Source organism: Mycobacterium sp. DL99 (genome assembly GCF_004762045.1).
Classification (GTDB): Bacteria; Actinomycetota; Actinomycetes; order Mycobacteriales; family Mycobacteriaceae; genus Mycobacterium.
Genome location: NZ_SJOM01000007.1, coordinates 517,040 through 532,807, shown reverse-complemented (window position 1 = coordinate 532,807; position 15,768 = coordinate 517,040). Strand labels below are relative to the sequence as shown.

The window sequence follows — 15,768 nt, the reverse complement described above, 5'->3', positions numbered from 1 at the left end:
CATACTTTTGGCATTTCCCGACACGGAGGGACTCGGCCGATGGGCCACATGATCCGGGCAACCACCCTGTGGGGCTACGGCGAGCTGGTGCAGCAGCTCGGCGGAGATCCGGAACTGTTCACGACGCGCTTCCACATTCCGCGAGGCATCGAGAACGAGGAGGACGCGTTCATCTCCGTCGACGCCTACGCGCGCATGTTGGAGGCCAGCGCCGAGGATCTACAGTGCCCGGACTTCGGATTGCGCCTCTCCCGCTGGCAGGGATTGGAGATATTCGGACCAGTCGCGGTGATCGCGCGCAACGCGCAGACGATGCTCAGCGGGTTGGAGATGATCGGACGCTACCTCTACGTCCACTCCCCCGCATTGAAGCTGACAATCGCATCGGAAGGCCCGCAATCCGATCTCAGCTTCACCTACGAGGTGTCCGAACCTGGCCTCGGGAATCCGATTCAGGGCTACGAGCTCAGCATGGCGATCGTCGCTCGGATCATTCGCATGCTGGGCGGCCCGGACGCGCAGGCCAGCGCCGTCTGCTTCATGCATCCTCAACAAGGCCCCGACACCGCCTATCAACAGGCCCTCAATTGTCCCGTCCACTTCCAGCAGACCTGGTGCGGGTTCGAGATGACGCGATCATTGGCCGACCGACAGATCGAGAGCGCGGATCCCGAGACCAGACGAATCGCGGCGAAATACCTTGATTCCACCTATCTTCCGCGCAGTACCGCGCTATCGGAGCGGGTGGTTGAGCTGGTCCGCCGGCTGCTGCCCACCGGCCAGTGCAGCGTCGACACCGTCGCAGGCCAACTAGCGATGCATCCCCGGTCGTTGCAGCGGCGCTTGGCCGACGAGGGGGTGCGGTGTCAGGACCTGATCGACATTCAACGTCGCACACTCGCCGCGGTGTACCTTGCCGAACCGGAGTTGCCCTTCAGCCAGGTCGCGGGTCTGCTCGGCTACGCCGAACAGAGCGTGCTGAATCGCTCGTGCCGGCGTTGGTTCGGTATGACACCCAGGCAGTACCGAGCAGACGTCACCACTCACTTCCGGTCCGCGCAGTCCGATTGACACGGGCTCGGTCAGATTGTCGGGGAGAGGCTTCTGTGAGCACACGTGCCTGTAGACGCTTCTTCGAGGGACTGGAGTGGTGGCCATGGCGGCTTCTTGCTGAAGGCCCCTGACGTGTGGGTGGAGCTCATCGGCCCTTGCTCATGCGCAGGATCAAGGCGACCGTGTCCTCGGAGTGGACTGCTGGAGTCAGAACTGCCTCCAAGAGAAGGCCACGAATCGCGGCAACGGCGACGGTGGCCATGCTCACCGCTTCCTCGGTGTCGTGTCCTTCGCGTTCCGCGAGCGAGGCCAGCATCGTGGTCAGGTCGTCGAGCGAGTCGATGAACTCACGAAAGTCCCCTGGGCTATACGCGGCGAGTCCAACGACGTGAAAGAAACCGCGGACACGCGACAACTGCTCCGGATGGGTGTAGGCGCGCCAGATCGCCACGACGAGGTCGTCAAAGGTGCCCAGCTGGGCCGTCTTGAAAAACACCTCGTTGTCACGAGATCGCTGCACCTTGAGCATCGCCGCCAAGACACCCGACAGTGACCCGAAGTGGTACCGCAGGAGGGCGTGACTGGTCTCGGCCCGGGCGGCGACCTCACGCAGCGACATCCCCGGTGAGGGAAGTGCCTCCTCGAAGGCGTCGAGAAGCCGAGCCAGGAGACGCTCGCGTGCGTCGCCTTTGCGTTCCGCGGTTGACAGGATCACTCACACAGTTTATCCATTGGATAACAATTATCCAATGGATAAGATCCGCCGAGGGCGTCGTGCTGCGAAGCCGGCCGAGTTGTGAAGGACCTTTGATGAGCGCCATGTGGCAAGGCTGTCTCGCCGACACCGACTATCTCGAGATTCGTTCCAGCGGTGGGCATGACTACGGCGTCTGGGTCACCACGCCACCCGGCTACGACCCCGCCACGACGCCGGCGCCTGTCGTGTATGTGCTCGACGGCAACTTTGCCGTGGGCCTGACGGCTCCGCTCATCGTGACCCAGATGGACCCCATGCAACGGATCCAGCCCTACATCCAAGTCAGCGTCGGGTATGCAGGCGAGGAAGCACAGGACTGGGATCGGCTGCGCAACAGAGACTTCGTGCCACCCGGCGAGCCCATCGCCAAGGAGCTCATCGATGCCGTGGAGATGGGATTGCAAGCGGGCATGAGGACACGAGAGGAAGCAGACGCCTACCTCGCCGAATTGCGCGACACCCACGCCGATGTGTTCCTGAATTTCCTTACCGCGGAACTGCACCCGCGGATCGAACGCGACTACGGCACAGCCGCGAGCGGTCACGGCCTTTTCGGCTACTCCTACGGCGGACTCTTCACTCTCTACGCCTGGCTCACCGGCAGCACGCTCTTTGAGAGCATCGGAGCGGGCAGCCCCGGCGTCATCGCGGAAGACAGTCAGGTCTTCGCCCAGCTCCAAGAGCTGGGCGACAGCCAGCGTGCCGCCAAGCTACACGTGACCTTCAACGACCGAGAGCTTCTCGGAGACCTGGCCGTCTACCAAAGCCTCGCGAAGAACACTGCCACTGTGCTTCACCGCCTCACTTCACGCAGCGAAGCGGTCACCAGCGAGATCCTGCACGAAACGCACGTTACTGGCCTGCAGGCATCGTTCCTCAGCTACCTCAGGACATGCCGCCCCATGTAACGCAACGCGCCTCGCCGGACGCAAAAACCGCTGCCACGGGCCGCAACTGAGCAACCACCGAAGCGAGGCAACGCGATCATTTCGCTTCCGCAACCAGCTTCTCCAGAAGCGGCGTCAGCCTGAAGTCAACGAGCTTGCGCATGACCAGCGAGGTATTGGTCTGCTCGACACCGTCGATATCGAGTATTCGGCCGGCCACCCGGTAGAGATCGTCCGCCTCACGGGCGACCACGTGAATCAACAGATCGGTAGCACCGCCGAGTCCCTGCACTTCGACGACTTCGGGAACCTGCTCCAGCGCTCGGGCGATGGCGGCGAGCTTGCGCTGTGTGACGCGCGTCAGGATGAACGCCGTCAACGGGTAACCGAGTGTGGCGGGATCGATGCGTCTCTCGAACGAGCGCAGGACGCCCAGTCGTTCCAACTTGTTGATGCGTGCCTGGACAGTGTTGCGCGAGAGCCGGGTCTTGTCGGCCAATGCGATCACGGTGGCCCGAGGGTCATCGTTGAGAGCCTTGAGGATCCGAGCATCCAAAGCGTCGACTCTGGTTTGCGTAGTCAAAATGACAACCTCCAACTGAATGCCCGAACATCGACAGCAGCAAAATGCTCAGTCGATCCACTTGAACTTGTCCAAAGTGTAGTTCGATGCTCGACTTGACAGCGAGTTCTGCACCCCTACGGAGCTCCGACGACCGTGTCACCGCGGTCGGTAGCGCCCGCGCTCTCACACGAGCAGGCGTGCTGCGACGCGTCGTCGCCGTGTTCACGACCTGAGCACGGCGAAGGCCGGTCGCCCCACAATCTGGAACTCGCATGCAAGGAAACCACTGATGGACCGCTCGCAATCAGTCGATGCACGGCCTCGTGTCGCCGACACGTCAGCAGACGCCACCCTCCGCGAAATCGAGGATCGCGTGTTGTGGCTATCGACGTCGATCATCCACCACGCCAACCGTGTTCGGCCCAACCTGACCGGCCTGAAGGTGGGAGGCCATCAGGCGTCGTGCGCCTCCATGACCTCGATCATGACGTCGCTGTGGTTCGAACAGCTTCAACCAGGCGACCGGGTGTCGGTGAAGCCGCACGCCTCGCCCGTGCTGCACAGCATCAATTATCTGCTGGGCGAACTCGATCAGAAGTACCTGACTACTCTGCGCGAGTTCGGTGGTCTCCAGTCCTACCCGAGCCGATCGAAAGACCCTGATCCCGTTGATTATTCGACAGGATCGGTGGGGATTGGGGCGACTGCGCCGATATGGGGCACGATCGCCCGCCGCTACGTCGACATGCAGATCGGCGCCGCGGGAAAAGGTCGCCAGTACTCGCTGGTGGGCGACGCCGAACTCGACGAGGGGGCGGTCTGGGAAGCCATCCTGGACAACTCCGTCGCCGAGCTCGGCGAGATCGTCTGGATCGTCGACCTCAACCGCCAATCACTCGACCGCGTCGTGCCGAACATCGCGGCCGGACGGCTGGAGGCAATGTTCTCGGCCGCCGGATGGCAAGTGATCAATGTGAAGTTCGGCGCCCAGCTTGAGTCATTGTTCGACCACAGCGGTGGGGCGGCGCTGCGTACCCGCATCCTCGAGATGCCCAACCCCGAGTACCAGCGTCTGCTGCGCTGCTCAGCCGAAGAGCTACGGGAGAGGCTGCCCGGCAACGGAATAGGTGCCGACCAGATCTCGACGCTGATCCGCGACCTGGATGAGAACACGTTGCTGGCCGCGATCCGCAATCTGGGCGGCCACGACCTCGGCGCACTGCGCGCCGCCTACGCCCAAATCGATGACACCCGTCCGACGGTGATCATCGCCTACACCATCAAGGGTCACCGACTGCCCACCCAGGGCCATCCCCAGAATCATTCGTCACTACTCACCGTCGAGCAGTACGAGCAGTTCGCCACGGAACTCGGTATGGACCCGACCAGTCCTTGGCAGCGCTTCGCCACCGATGGTGCGCCCGGAGCGCTCTGCGCCACGACTGCCGAGAGGCTGCAGCGCGAGCCGGTGACACTGTCGACTCCGCCCGCCGTGCCCGTTGACACTGGTCGCACCCCTTCGGGCACATCGTCTACCCAGGCGGCTCTGGGCCGGGTTCTACTCGACCTGAGCCGTCAAGCTCCGGACGCGGCCAAGCGTGTGGTGACCGTGAGCCCCGACGTCAGCTCAACGACCAACCTGGCCGGTTGGCTCAACAAGGTTGGCGTGTGGTCCCCCAACGAACGTCGGAACTGGTTCGACGACGACCCCGAGACGATCATGCACTGGCGGGAGAGACCGACCGGACAGCACATGGAACTCGGTATCGCCGAGACCAATCTTGTCGGCCTGATCGGTGAGCTCGGTGCGACGTGGAGCCGGTGGGGCGAACCTCTCTTTCCGATCGGTGTGGTCTACGACCCATTCGTGGAACGTGCCTTGGAACCGTGGTCCTACGGCATTTACGCAGGCGGACAGTCGATTCTGGTTGGGACCCCCTCGGGTGTGTCACTCGCGGCCGAGGGCGGCGCACATCAGTCCATCAAGACACCGTCGATCGGCCTTGAGCAACCTGGTTGCATCAGTTACGAGCCGGCATTTGCCATCGATGTCGAGTGGACGTTGCTGTCATGCATCGGTCTGTTGGGTCGGCCGGATGGCTCGTCGTCGTATGTGCGACTTTCCACGCGGCCCGTGGACCAGACTTTGGCATCGGTTCCCGACGACGCCGCCGCCCGAGAACGCCGGAGAAAACAAGTCGTCGCCGGTGCGTACATCCTGCGACGAGCCGATGGCATACCGCAGGTCACCGTGGTCGGAATGGGAGCGATGATCACCGAATCCCTGCGGGCGGCTGATCGGCTCACCGACCAGGGAATCGATACCGATGTCATCTGCGTGACCAGCCCCGGCCTGCTGTTCGACGCACTACAAGCTCGCCGCGGGCTTTCCGAGAGCCCCAGCTGGATCCTCGACCAGGTCTTCCCGGCCGATCGAGCCGCCCCTATGGTGACCGTGCTCGACGGACACCCACACACGTTGGCGTTTCTCACCGGCATCAACAATGTGGCGGGAGCCGCTCTAGGAGTGAGCCGATTCGGACAGGTCGGCTCGCTCGACGATGTCTACCGGTATCACGGCATCGACACCGACAGCATCGTCAGCGCAGCACTCGACCTGGCCGAACGGAGCATGAAATGACTTCCGCCACAAGCATTACCAACGTGGAACTACCCGCCCTTGGTGAGGCGGTCACCGAGGCCACCATCACCCGGTGGCTCAAAGCAGTAGGCGATGAAGTCCAGCATGACGAGCCCCTGCTCGAGGTCGCGACCGACAAGGTCGATACCGAAGTCTGCTCCCCCGCAGCCGGGATCCTGGCTCAGATCATCGAGCCGGAGGACGCCGTGGTCGAGATCGGCGCGGTCATCGCGGTGATCAGCGCGGCCGACACAGCGCCCACCGAGGAAACGGCCAATGAGCCAGAGAGCGTTCCAGAGGTCGCCGAGCCGGAACCGGAACCGGTTGAATCAGCAACGGAGCGAGTCGAGAAGCTCTCGCGGATCCGGCGCACAATTGCTCAGCGCATGCTGACATCACTGCAGACATCGGCGCAGTTGACGACGGTGGTCGAAGTCGACCTGACCAATGTCGCGCTGGTGCGCAACCGCAACAAAGCCGAATTCGAGGCCCGGACCGGCCAGAAGCTGTCCTACCTGCCGTTTGTCGTCGGCGCTGCTGTGGAAGGCCTTGCGGCACACCCGGTGATCAACTCTTCATTGAACGCCGACTGCACCGAGGTCACCTATCACAGTGCCGTCCATCTAGGTGTTGCGGTCGATAGTGACAAGGGTCTGATGGTGCCGGTGATCCGCGACGCCGAGTCAATGACGTTGGCCGGCTTGGCAGCAGCCATCGCGGCATCGGCCCTGGCGGTGCGGTCGGGGACGGTACGGCCTGACGATCTGTCGGGAGGAACTTTCACGATCACCAACACCGGAAGCCGCGGCGCACTGTTCGACACCCCGATCATCAATCAACCCCAATCGGCCATCCTGGGTGTCGGGACAGTGGTCGAACGACTGGTCCCTGGACGCGACGAGCTTGGCAACCTCGTGGTGAAGACCAGTTCGATGGCCTATCTGTCGCTGTCCTACGACCATCGGATCATCGACGGCGCCGACGCCGCACGCTATCTCGGCACCGTGCGCCATCGCTTGGAGCGCGGCTTCGACGATGCGGACCTTCGATGATCAAGGAACCCCCAAAGTCGAGGAGACCAGCGCGACGACCTACAAACGTCAACTCGCACACGCTTACTGAATGCGGTCGCATGCTCTCGTTCGTAGCCCGATGGGCACCGTTCGATCACGGCGACGAGTACATCTTGCCGGAGTTCGGCATCGCACCGTCGACCTTCTATCATCGAGTGCTGGTGCTCGTGCAGGAAGCACCACCCCAGGCGATGCGCGAATCCGATCGAGAACGTGTGATCGGAATCTGTTTGGCGAAACTAGCCGCTCTCGGCCCTTCCGATCAAACTCGTGCCACCAATCACCCGCAGAGCTCTTGACCACCGAGACCGAATTTCCACTCGTACGTAGGGCCGCATGGTGCTGAACACGATCGACCGCACCGGGAAGGTACTCGATCTCTTCACGGCCGAAACCCCAGAGTGGGGTGTGACGGCGGTGGCCGCGAGGCTGCAGCTGCCGAAGTCGACGACCTTCGACATCATGTCCAGCCTTGCAGCGATTGGTCTGTTGCAACAGACTTCAGGCGACCGCTATCGACTCGGCTGGCGTGTTCTGCTCTTCAGTCGCCGGCTCATGAGTTCCACCTGTTTCAATGCCCATACAAATCGTCGTGTGGCAGCGCTCTCCCACCAGCTCTCAGCTGTGGTGACCGTCGGCGCGTGGGATGGTCGAGGCGTTGTCTGCATCACCAATGCATCCGCAGATCGGACTGATCCGATAGTCACTCGCGGAGTTCATATTTCTGGTCACACTTCGGCGCTCGGGAAGTTGCTCATGGCGCAGCTACCGTGGTCCACGGTTGAAGGGCTCATCGACAGCAACGGCTTGCCAAGGCTCACGGAGAACTCGGTCGTTGACGTGAATATCCTTCATGCGCAGCTCATCTCCGCCCGACGCGACGACGTCGCGATAGAGCACGGTGAAACCATCCCGGGCCAGTCATGCATCGCCGTAGGCATCCATCAGCGTGACCACCGGGCGATTGCGGCATTATCGATCAGCGCACCAACGGAACGCCTGCTGAACCGACGAGAAGAGTACTTTCGCATCGCCCGGCGGACAGCGCGTAGCCTCGCTCAGAACGAGGTTCCGCCGCACTGAACCCTCAACGGCTGACCCATCCCGATGCACGAGTGAGCCGCAAGACCGCGTGTCAGCAAGGCATGGTGGCTCTCGCGGCACAAGGTTTAGCGGTGTGGGTCGGCCGGGCGAAGGAGGTTGCCAGCTCCTTCGGTGCTGTTGACCGAGTCACCGTGGCCGACGGCAGATCGTCGTTACGCGCCAAGCTGATTCCCGTGACGTCACTTCCATGGGTGAAGCACATCGCACCCATCGCTACCGCTGCCGCTACACCCATCACCGCTGACAGCGCCTTGGCTCTTCCGCTGACGCGTCCAATAATGCTGGCTCCCATAGTGTTCTCCCATCGAACGTGACGGCCCGCCGATATGTCGGAATGCCGATAACAGTGATGGGAGCCACACTGCCAACGAAACGTGATGTATGTCATTGGCCGTCCGACTATTTCGGATGAGCTTCTTCTCCGCTTATACAGGCAACGGCTAGCCGGATTCCTCTGCACCCCAATATGTCTGACCACCAGCGTCGACCCGGTCCGATGCCCGCGCAACAGCGAGATCCCCGTTTGGTCTGCTGGATTGACTGGTGTAGAGCCCTTCGCTGTCGCTAGCCGTCACTCGGGTTCGGCGACACCTTCGTCCTTCCTTAGGCGAGCAGACGCTGCGGTACCCGAACATGCCGTATTGCAGGTACCTCCGCGTCTGCTCGCCGGGAAATGATCTAGCGGGGCAGCACGGTGACGGGAATCTCGCCGGAGTGGTACTGCTGCCGCATCAGCTTCTTGTCGTACTTGCCGACGCCTGTCCGCGCGATAGAGCCGACCACGGCCCACCGCTCGGGCAGCCACCATCGCTGGACGCGCTCCCCAAGCCAGTCCTTCAGATCTTCGACCCGCGCGGCAGAGCCGGGCCGCAGGGTCACCAATGCGAGTGGTCGTTCATCCCAACGGGTGTCAGGTACGCCGATCACGGCAGCTTCGACCACATCGGGATGACCGACCAGAGTGGTTTCGAGGTGAACCGAGCTGATCCATTCGCCACCGGACTTGATGACGTCTTTGACTCGGTCGGTGAGCGTCAGGTATCCGTCAGCGCTGATGTGTCCGATGTCGCCCGTGTGGAGCCAGAGTTGCCCGTCCGGGTCGGTGGAAAAGCTCTCGGCATCGATGCCGCCGTGGTAGCCACCGGTGATCCACGGGCCACGCACCTGTACTTCGCCAACCGACTGGCCGTCGCGCGGCAGAACAGTGCCCGTCTCGTCGACGATGCGTCCTTTGGCACCGAACAGGAATCGGCCCGTGCTGTTGAGCTTTCGCTGCTGATCGGTCGTGGCCGCGTTGCCTGGGGCGTCGGCGATCGTCACGATGGGGCTGGTTTCGGTCATGCCCCACGCTTGGATCAGCGGAACCGCGAATTCATCGCGATACGCGGCGACAAGGGACGCCGGGACCGCTGCGCCGCCACACAGCACTCGACGCAACGAGTCGATTCGATGGCCAGGATTGTCGCGCAGCCACAGCAACATGTCGTTGAAAACCGTAGGGACGCCGCCAGACAACGTGGCGCCGTGTTTGGCGATCATGTCGACGAGCGTGTCGGGCTTGAGGTGGCGGTCCGGCAGTATCAGTGTTGCGCCGGCCATCAGCGACGCATACGGAATACCCCACGCGTTGACGTGAAACATCGGGACTATGGGAAGCACCCGGTCACGGGAGGAGATTCCCGCAACGTTGGCCGTGCAGACGGCAAGGGCGTGCAGATAGACCGACCGATGACTGTAGACCACGCCTTTGGGATCCCCGGTTGTTCCGCTGGTGTAGCACATCGCCGCTGCGCTGTGTTCGTCGAGCGCTGGCCACGCGAACGTGGTCGGTTGGCTGTTCACGAGTTGCTCGTAGGCGATCACGTTGGGCACCAGACGTGATACCTCGGCCAGCTGAGCGTCGGTCGGGTCACCGGCGATTACCAGCGCCGCCAGCTCCGGCATCAGCGGCAACGCTGGGAGCAACGTGTCGAGCAAACTGGCATCGACGATGATGATCTTGTCCCCGGCATGGGAGGCGATATAGCCGAGTTGCTCAGGCGTGAGCCGAATGTTGAGTGTGTGCAGGATCGCGCCAGAACAGGGCACGGCGAGGTATGCCTCGAGGTGCCGCTGGTTGTTCCACATGAAGGTCGCAACCCGGTCACCGGCTTCGATTCCGAAGCCGGCCAATCCGTTGGCCAGTTGAGCTGCGCGCGTGGCAATCTCAGAGAATGTGGCGGCTTGTACGACGGCGTTGGCACCTGCATAGGTGAGGACCTCTGAATCACCGAAGGTGCCGTCGATTCCGTCTAGGATCGCGGTGAGCGTCAGCGGTACGTTCTGCATGGTGGCATGGATGTCCATGGATTCGGTCTCTCCGATTGTCTATCGCGCTCAAGAAGCGTGAGGTGTCAGGGGGCAGCGGCGGAGAGCGTGCACGGCTCCGAGGTCGCGGCAGGCCCAGAGACGACCAGCTCGCACACGGACTTGAGCTGTGCATGTTGCACGTAGTCGGCCAAAGTCACTGTCGTGAAACCGAGCTCGATCAGCATCGCGGTGATGCAACCTGCGACCAACTCTGGCTGCGGCACCGAGAACCTCGGCGCTGAGGTGATAGGTGGCCGCACGTACACGATGACTCCGCCGTGTGCGGCGATGCGCTCGTGACACCTCTCAAACTCGACTCTGCATTCGCAGCCAGAGGCTAGAAGTGGGTCACCATGGACACATTCCGTGATGACATACACGGGTGGATCGATATCAGGTACGGAGGTGCCGATGAAAACCGTATGCCGAGCGCCCGTCAGCTGGTCTTCAAAGTCGACTGCTCTGAGCGCCCGGCCTGCCAGCTGGTCCAGTCGGTTCTGAACCAGCGTGACCCGCTTGCGACGTCCATCACCGTGGACAAGGCGGTGGTGCACGACGCTGTCGATGTGCACCATCGGCAAGCGATGGTTCTGAGCGAACAGACTGACTGCGGGTTCCCGCAGTAGTTCGCCGTCCTCCCCTAGGAGGGCAGCGGTCAGTCCTACCGGTGGAAGCCCCGCTATGTCGCAAAGATCCACCGTCGCCTCTGCGCTCCCCCGGCGCTTGAGCACCCCGCAGCCTGCAACCTTCACTGGGAGAACGTGACCGGGCCGCACCAGATCACTTGGCCGGGAGCTGTCGCTTGCCAGAACGCGCGCAGTGCGGGCGCGGTCGGTCGCGCTGATGCCGGTACCGATACCGGATGCGGCGTCTACCGCGACCGCAAACGTGGGAGCTTTCACATTTGAGTCATCGTCACGGGCCATGGTCGGCAGATCCAGTTCCTCTGCTCGACGTGCGGGCAGCGCCGCACAAATCAGCCCCGAGGTGAACCTCACCAGCCATGCCGTCCAATGCGGCGTGGCATGAGCGGCCGCGATCACTACGTCGGCGACGACCTGGTCATCGGTGCCGTTGACAACCAGAACCGGAGACCCGGCGCGCAGAGCCGTAACGGCGCGCTCGATCGCTAGCCGAGATTCACAGCTGCGCGCCGTCATGAGTCGTGTCCGACCGCGAACGTTCGAAATCGGCTGTCGTGAAAGAGAAGCGGAGATGCGTCGATATCCGTCGCAGCGGCCTTGACTTCGAGAATGACCACATCATGGTCACCGGCGGAAACGGTCGTGGAAATCTCGCAGTCGAGTTGGGCCACCGCGTCTGACAGCAGCACCGCGTCGGATTCGGTCGCGAACCATGGCACTCCGGCAAATCGATCCACATTCTTCGCCGCAATCTGCCGACACGTGGCTTCTTGCCGCGATTCCAGGACCGAGACGCCTAGATGGCGTCCGTCTGCCAGATGCGGCCAGGTAGTCGACGTGTGCTGCACGCAGATCGACACCAACGCCGGATCGATGGATACCGGGGTGAACGAGGTGGCAACAATCCCGACCGGTTGTCCATCACGCAGTGCGCACACCGCCGCGACGCCAGTTGGATAACGACCGTAAAGCCTGCGCAGTTGCGCCATATCCCGGTCGGAGTTCCCGGTAGAAACGGGATCGAGGGTAGTCATCGCTTGCACTCCGTTCTCGTGGATGTCACGCGCCCCGGGCGCGGGCGTAGTCGGCAATCAGGGACGTGACCGCGTCGAGGCACGCCTTCCCGATCCGCTCCGAGGCGCCTTCTGGGTCACCCAGAATGCCGTTGGCGGAGACTGCTCCGATTCCGTCTTGAAATGCCCGATCGAGTAGCTGCTGGTCCACCTTGCCGGTGTAGCCTCGGGCGAACCGGTCGATGCGGACCTTCTGTGGGTGAAGGGCCAGCATCACCGATGTCTCTGCGATGTCAGCGTGCCCTCCCACGTTGGCGCCCAAAGATGCCACGCTGTCCGCCGCCCGTTGCCACGCGTTCAAGATGGCCTCGGTATCGGAGAAGATGATGACGGTCAGCGGCGCGAGTGCCGCCGTGAGTCGCTCCTCGAAGTCACGCATCACGGGATGGTTCCCGATATGCCCGGAGAACATGACGATTCGTTCGAAGCCATCCTTGTCGAGGTGTCGACAGTAGTCTTCGCACAGCGATTCCAGCGTGGACGCGCGAAGCGACAGGGTGCCGGTGAATCCGAGGTGGTGCGGTGAGTACCCCACCCGTACGGTCGGCAGAACCAGCGCGCCCCCGAGATGGCGCGCGACCCGCACCGCGAGCTCGTCAGCATGATCGGCATCCGTCGACAGCGGCAAGTGCCCACCGTGCTGTTCGACGGCTCCCAGCGGGAGAACTGCTGTGCGTGCTCCTTCCGAGATCGCCGCGCTGATCTCGGCGCTTGTCATGAACTCGACCCGAACCTCGTTCATCCATTCACCTACTTCAGATCGCCGCCGGCGAACCGCGCCTGGCGGGCGATCTCCCCCTGCTCACCGGCGTCGTACATTTCATCGACAAGGTCGCGGAAAGACGCGAGGATTGCCGAGCGCCGTATGGTGCCCTTGAGAGTCAACTCGCCGTCCGCGGCCGAGAGCGGCCGTGGCAGGACGCGGAACTTCTTCAATTGCAGCGGCCTTGAGAGCTCAGAATTGACTTCGTCGATCCATGTGGCAAGCGCGGCATCTCGGTCAGTCGTGAGCAGCGTCCGCGTCTCCGCACTCACGCCGACCAGTACGGTCAGATACTTGCGTCCTTCACCGACGACAATCGCCTCATCAATGAGTGGACTGGCCTTGAGTCGGAGCTCGATCGGCTGAGGGCTGACGGTTTTTCCGCCGCTGGTCTTGAGGACATCTTTGATTCTGCCGATGATCCGCACTTCCCCATCGGAGTCCACCTCCACCAGATCGCCTGTGCGATACCAGCCGTGGTCCATCGCAGCGGCCGTCGCCTCAGAGTCGTCGAGGTAACCGCTGAAGAGGCAGGGGCTGCGCAGTTGCAGCTCCCCCTCTCCCGATACGCGCGCCTTCCACCGTGGGTCTGGCATGGTTTTCCCGATCGTTCCGGGCGGCGGGAATGCGCGATCCCACTGGGCAAGAACCGATCCGCAGGTTTCTGTCGTTCCGTAAAGCTCACGAAGGTCGAGTCCCCACATCTGCCACAGCGCTGTCACCTCGGGGGACATGCTGCCTGAGGCAGTCCAGGCGACCCTGATGCGGTCCATGCCAACTTTTGCGCGCAGGGGAAGGAACACCCGACGGAGGCACACGTTGTACAGATAGTTGAAATACCACGGGGCGTCCTGATCTCTCCAGCGCATCTCGCTTACTTTGCGAGCAATCCGCATCGCTATCGCGTACCGCAGTCGGAAGACAGCACCAGACTCCGAAAGCTGCTGTAACACCTCGCCGGCCAACTTCTCGTGCATTCGTGGTGGCCACAGGACCGCTGTCGGTCGCACGCCGACGAGCGCGTTCAGACGTTGATCCATGGTGCAATAGGTAATGACGAGTCGAGTCATGATCGGGGTGAACACCCCGATCAGCGCGGGCGCAACGTGTGAAAGGCCAAGGAACGCAACGAGGTCATGCCTGACCCAGCCGACGTCCGGGTACGACATGGCGAAGCCCAGCACCGAGTACTGCAGAGAGCGGTGCGTGTGAACCACGCCTTTCGGCGCACCGGTAGATCCCGACGTATAGAACAGGGCCGCCGGCTCGTCGATGTAGCCCGCCTCAACCAGCGTCGCAAACAACTCAGGTTCGGTCACACCGCGGGACCGACCGCGGTCACGCAGTTCTCCCCAGTGCACGGCCCGCACAGATTCCGCTAGGCCCTGCGGTTTTATGTCGAACCCGACCGTCGCACGCAGACGCGGCAGCTCATGCGCTACGGCAGCAACCTTCGCCACATCTGCCGCGTTCTCCGCGAAAACGACTGTGGCCTCGGAATTCTCCAACGCCTGTTTGACTTCGGCGACCGAGCTTGTGGGGTACACCCCCACGACGACACCTCCGAGACTGAGTATCGCCAGTGCGGCGACGACCCACTCGTGGCGAGTGGACGACACAATGGCCACCCGATCGCCTCGCACGGCCCCAAGTCCATGCAAGCCGAGCGCGACCTCCCGCACCTGCTGGAGATATCCGCTCCATGTGGTCGGGCGGGCGGCTCCGTTCACCCAGCTGCAATACGCGATTACGTCGGGTTCACGCTCGGCGCGGTCGCACAGCATCTGGGCGAAAGTTCGATTGACGGCTTCGAACTCCGTCAGCGTGTTCAACACCGGCACCCCCTTACGTCCTGTCGGCGCGGTCGCTGCACTTGGGTTTTGCATCGTCATAGTCAGCCCAGTTCCTCAGCCAAGTCGTCGAGTTCGGTCCCCGCGTAACGTTGGGTGACCTTCCGATGTTCAGGAAACCCTCTACGCGGCGTGGGAGTTCGAAGGCCACTGTCGCGAGCAGGAGAACGGCACCGCTGACCAATCCGGCGACAACGACGGTCAACACGATTGCACCTTGGCTGCGGGGGCCTTTCGGCCACTCCACCGTTGCCGCAACCCTCGTGCGGCCGGGTCGTCGAAATAATCGGCAGCGGCCTTCAGCGTGCGTTGCAGGGACGCCTCATCGCGCACGTCGTCCGCATCGTTGACGCTGCCCTTCAAGGCACCATAGAGCACCGGAGCCTTCGAGCCGGCGGCGCGCGCCGTTGCGACGGCCGCGGGGATCAGCTCCTTGGGATCGGTGACCAGCTCGTCGACGACACCCATGTCGAGAGCGTGCTGCGCGTCGAAGAGTTCACCCGACAGGATGATTCGCCGGGTGACGCGGACACCGAGCATCCGGTTGGCTCGTTGGATTCCCTTGTCCGCAGGCAGCAGTCCGTGATTGATCTCCGGAAACCCGAACCGCGCCGAGTTGACCGCCAACACACTGTCCGAGAAGAGCACGACCTCCATACCGCCGCCAACACAGTGCCCATTGATAGCGCTGATCACCGGCCGCGGGTAGCGGTCCATCGCCACGAGTAATGCGTGGAATTCGCGCATGCGGACCTCGATCTCGCCGGCGAGCGCACCCTCTAACTCCTTGATGTCTCCTCCGGCGCTGAAAAACCGCTCCCCCTTGCCGGTGAGCACGATCGATGGTGCTTCTGGCCTGGCGCCGAGCTGTCCGAACAGGCTGGCAAGATCGTGGATGAGTTGGCGGTTCATCGCATTTGCCGGAGGCCTATCCAACGCGACCACCAGAACGCCATCGTGGTCAGCAGTGTCGAGAGTGGCGGACTGGCCGGCCGCGAGTGCGCTCATA

General features: G+C 62.7%; 13 protein-coding genes. 5 read left to right on the top strand and 8 right to left on the bottom strand.

Features of this window, described 5'->3' with window-relative positions; genetic code table 11:
* The first annotated feature begins 39 nt into the window (after positions 1-39).
* A complete protein-coding gene (locus EYZ64_RS02690) occupies positions 40-1,071 on the top strand; it encodes an AraC family transcriptional regulator (protein WP_135451743.1) in 1,032 nt (343 codons plus the stop codon).
* 127 nt (positions 1,072-1,198) lie between these two features.
* Here EYZ64_RS02690 and EYZ64_RS02685 read toward each other — a convergent pair whose 3' ends face one another.
* Positions 1,199-1,768 (bottom strand): TetR/AcrR family transcriptional regulator, encoded by a 570-nt coding sequence (locus EYZ64_RS02685; protein ID WP_135451742.1) that lies wholly within the window; start codon positions 1,766-1,768, stop codon positions 1,199-1,201.
* Between the two features lie 95 nt (positions 1,769-1,863).
* Between EYZ64_RS02685 and EYZ64_RS02680 the strand changes: the two genes are divergently transcribed.
* Positions 1,864-2,718, top strand: a complete 855-nt coding sequence (locus EYZ64_RS02680) for an alpha/beta hydrolase (protein WP_135451741.1) — start codon at positions 1,864-1,866, stop codon at positions 2,716-2,718.
* Between the two features lie 76 nt (positions 2,719-2,794).
* Here the strand turns inward: EYZ64_RS02680 and EYZ64_RS02675 are convergent, their stop codons facing one another.
* The gene (locus EYZ64_RS02675; RefSeq protein WP_167857682.1) at positions 2,795-3,280 is read right to left on the bottom strand and encodes an Lrp/AsnC family transcriptional regulator; all 486 of its coding nucleotides are present in this window, start codon (positions 3,278-3,280) and stop codon (positions 2,795-2,797) included.
* Between the two features lie 271 nt (positions 3,281-3,551).
* Between EYZ64_RS02675 and EYZ64_RS02670 the strand changes: the two genes are divergently transcribed.
* From EYZ64_RS02670 to EYZ64_RS02660, 3 genes are all read left to right on the top strand, one after another.
* Positions 3,552-5,903 carry a thiamine pyrophosphate-binding protein gene (locus EYZ64_RS02670; protein WP_135451739.1) on the top strand — a complete coding sequence of 784 codons (2,352 nt, stop codon included), beginning with the start codon at positions 3,552-3,554 and terminating at the stop codon, positions 5,901-5,903.
* Entirely contained in the window at positions 5,900-6,955 is a 1,056-nt protein-coding gene (locus EYZ64_RS02665) for a 2-oxo acid dehydrogenase subunit E2 (protein WP_135451738.1), read from the top strand. Before EYZ64_RS02670 ends, EYZ64_RS02665 begins: the two co-directional genes overlap by 4 nt.
* A 357-nt stretch (positions 6,956-7,312) precedes the next feature.
* Positions 7,313-8,059, top strand: coding sequence for an IclR family transcriptional regulator (locus EYZ64_RS02660; protein ID WP_135451737.1), 747 nt, complete (start codon positions 7,313-7,315; stop codon positions 8,057-8,059).
* A 699-nt stretch (positions 8,060-8,758) separates the two neighbouring features.
* Here EYZ64_RS02660 and EYZ64_RS02655 read toward each other — a convergent pair.
* The 6 genes from EYZ64_RS02655 to EYZ64_RS02630 all read right to left on the bottom strand — a co-directional run bounded on the left by EYZ64_RS02655 (position 8,759) and on the right by EYZ64_RS02630 (position 15,767).
* A complete protein-coding gene (locus EYZ64_RS02655) occupies positions 8,759-10,408 on the bottom strand; it encodes a long-chain fatty acid--CoA ligase (RefSeq protein WP_210115619.1) in 1,650 nt (549 codons plus the stop codon).
* A 65-nt stretch (positions 10,409-10,473) separates the two neighbouring features.
* Positions 10,474-11,589 carry a 3,4-dihydroxy-2-butanone-4-phosphate synthase gene (locus EYZ64_RS02650; protein ID WP_135451736.1) on the bottom strand — a complete coding sequence of 372 codons (1,116 nt, stop codon included), beginning with the start codon at positions 11,587-11,589 and terminating at the stop codon, positions 10,474-10,476.
* Positions 11,586-12,107: a flavin reductase family protein gene (locus EYZ64_RS02645; protein WP_135451735.1), complete on the bottom strand. Its 522-nt coding sequence runs from the start codon at positions 12,105-12,107 to the stop codon at positions 11,586-11,588. The genes EYZ64_RS02650 and EYZ64_RS02645 overlap by 4 nt, the downstream gene beginning before the upstream one ends.
* 25 nt (positions 12,108-12,132) lie before the next feature.
* Positions 12,133-12,888, bottom strand: a complete 756-nt coding sequence (locus tag EYZ64_RS02640) for a creatininase family protein (protein ID WP_135451734.1) — start codon at positions 12,886-12,888, stop codon at positions 12,133-12,135.
* Between the two features lie 8 nt (positions 12,889-12,896).
* Positions 12,897-14,744: an AMP-dependent synthetase/ligase gene (locus EYZ64_RS02635; RefSeq protein WP_286174577.1), complete on the bottom strand. Its 1,848-nt coding sequence runs from the start codon at positions 14,742-14,744 to the stop codon at positions 12,897-12,899.
* Positions 14,745-14,960: 216 nt separating this feature from the next.
* On the bottom strand, positions 14,961-15,767 hold the full coding sequence (locus EYZ64_RS02630) for an enoyl-CoA hydratase/isomerase family protein (RefSeq protein WP_135451732.1): 807 nt from the start codon (positions 15,765-15,767) through the stop codon (positions 14,961-14,963).
* Position 15,768: the final 1 nt, after the last annotated feature.

Coding starts and splice junctions, on each gene's coding strand:
- EYZ64_RS02690 (WP_135451743.1), top strand. CDS start 40: ATGGGCCACATGATCCGGGCAACCACCCTGTGGGGCTACGGCGAGCTG.
- EYZ64_RS02680 (WP_135451741.1), top strand. CDS start 1,864: ATGAGCGCCATGTGGCAAGGCTGTCTCGCCGACACCGACTATCTCGAG.
- EYZ64_RS02670 (WP_135451739.1), top strand. CDS start 3,552: ATGGACCGCTCGCAATCAGTCGATGCACGGCCTCGTGTCGCCGACACG.
- EYZ64_RS02665 (WP_135451738.1), top strand. CDS start 5,900: ATGACTTCCGCCACAAGCATTACCAACGTGGAACTACCCGCCCTTGGT.
- EYZ64_RS02660 (WP_135451737.1), top strand. CDS start 7,313: ATGGTGCTGAACACGATCGACCGCACCGGGAAGGTACTCGATCTCTTC.
- EYZ64_RS02655 (WP_210115619.1), bottom strand. CDS start 10,408: ATGCAGAACGTACCGCTGACGCTCACCGCGATCCTAGACGGAATCGAC.
- EYZ64_RS02650 (WP_135451736.1), bottom strand. CDS start 11,589: ATGACGGCGCGCAGCTGTGAATCTCGGCTAGCGATCGAGCGCGCCGTT.
- EYZ64_RS02645 (WP_135451735.1), bottom strand. CDS start 12,107: ATGACTACCCTCGATCCCGTTTCTACCGGGAACTCCGACCGGGATATG.
- EYZ64_RS02640 (WP_135451734.1), bottom strand. CDS start 12,888: ATGAACGAGGTTCGGGTCGAGTTCATGACAAGCGCCGAGATCAGCGCG.
- EYZ64_RS02630 (WP_135451732.1), bottom strand. CDS start 15,767: ATGAGCGCACTCGCGGCCGGCCAGTCCGCCACTCTCGACACTGCTGAC.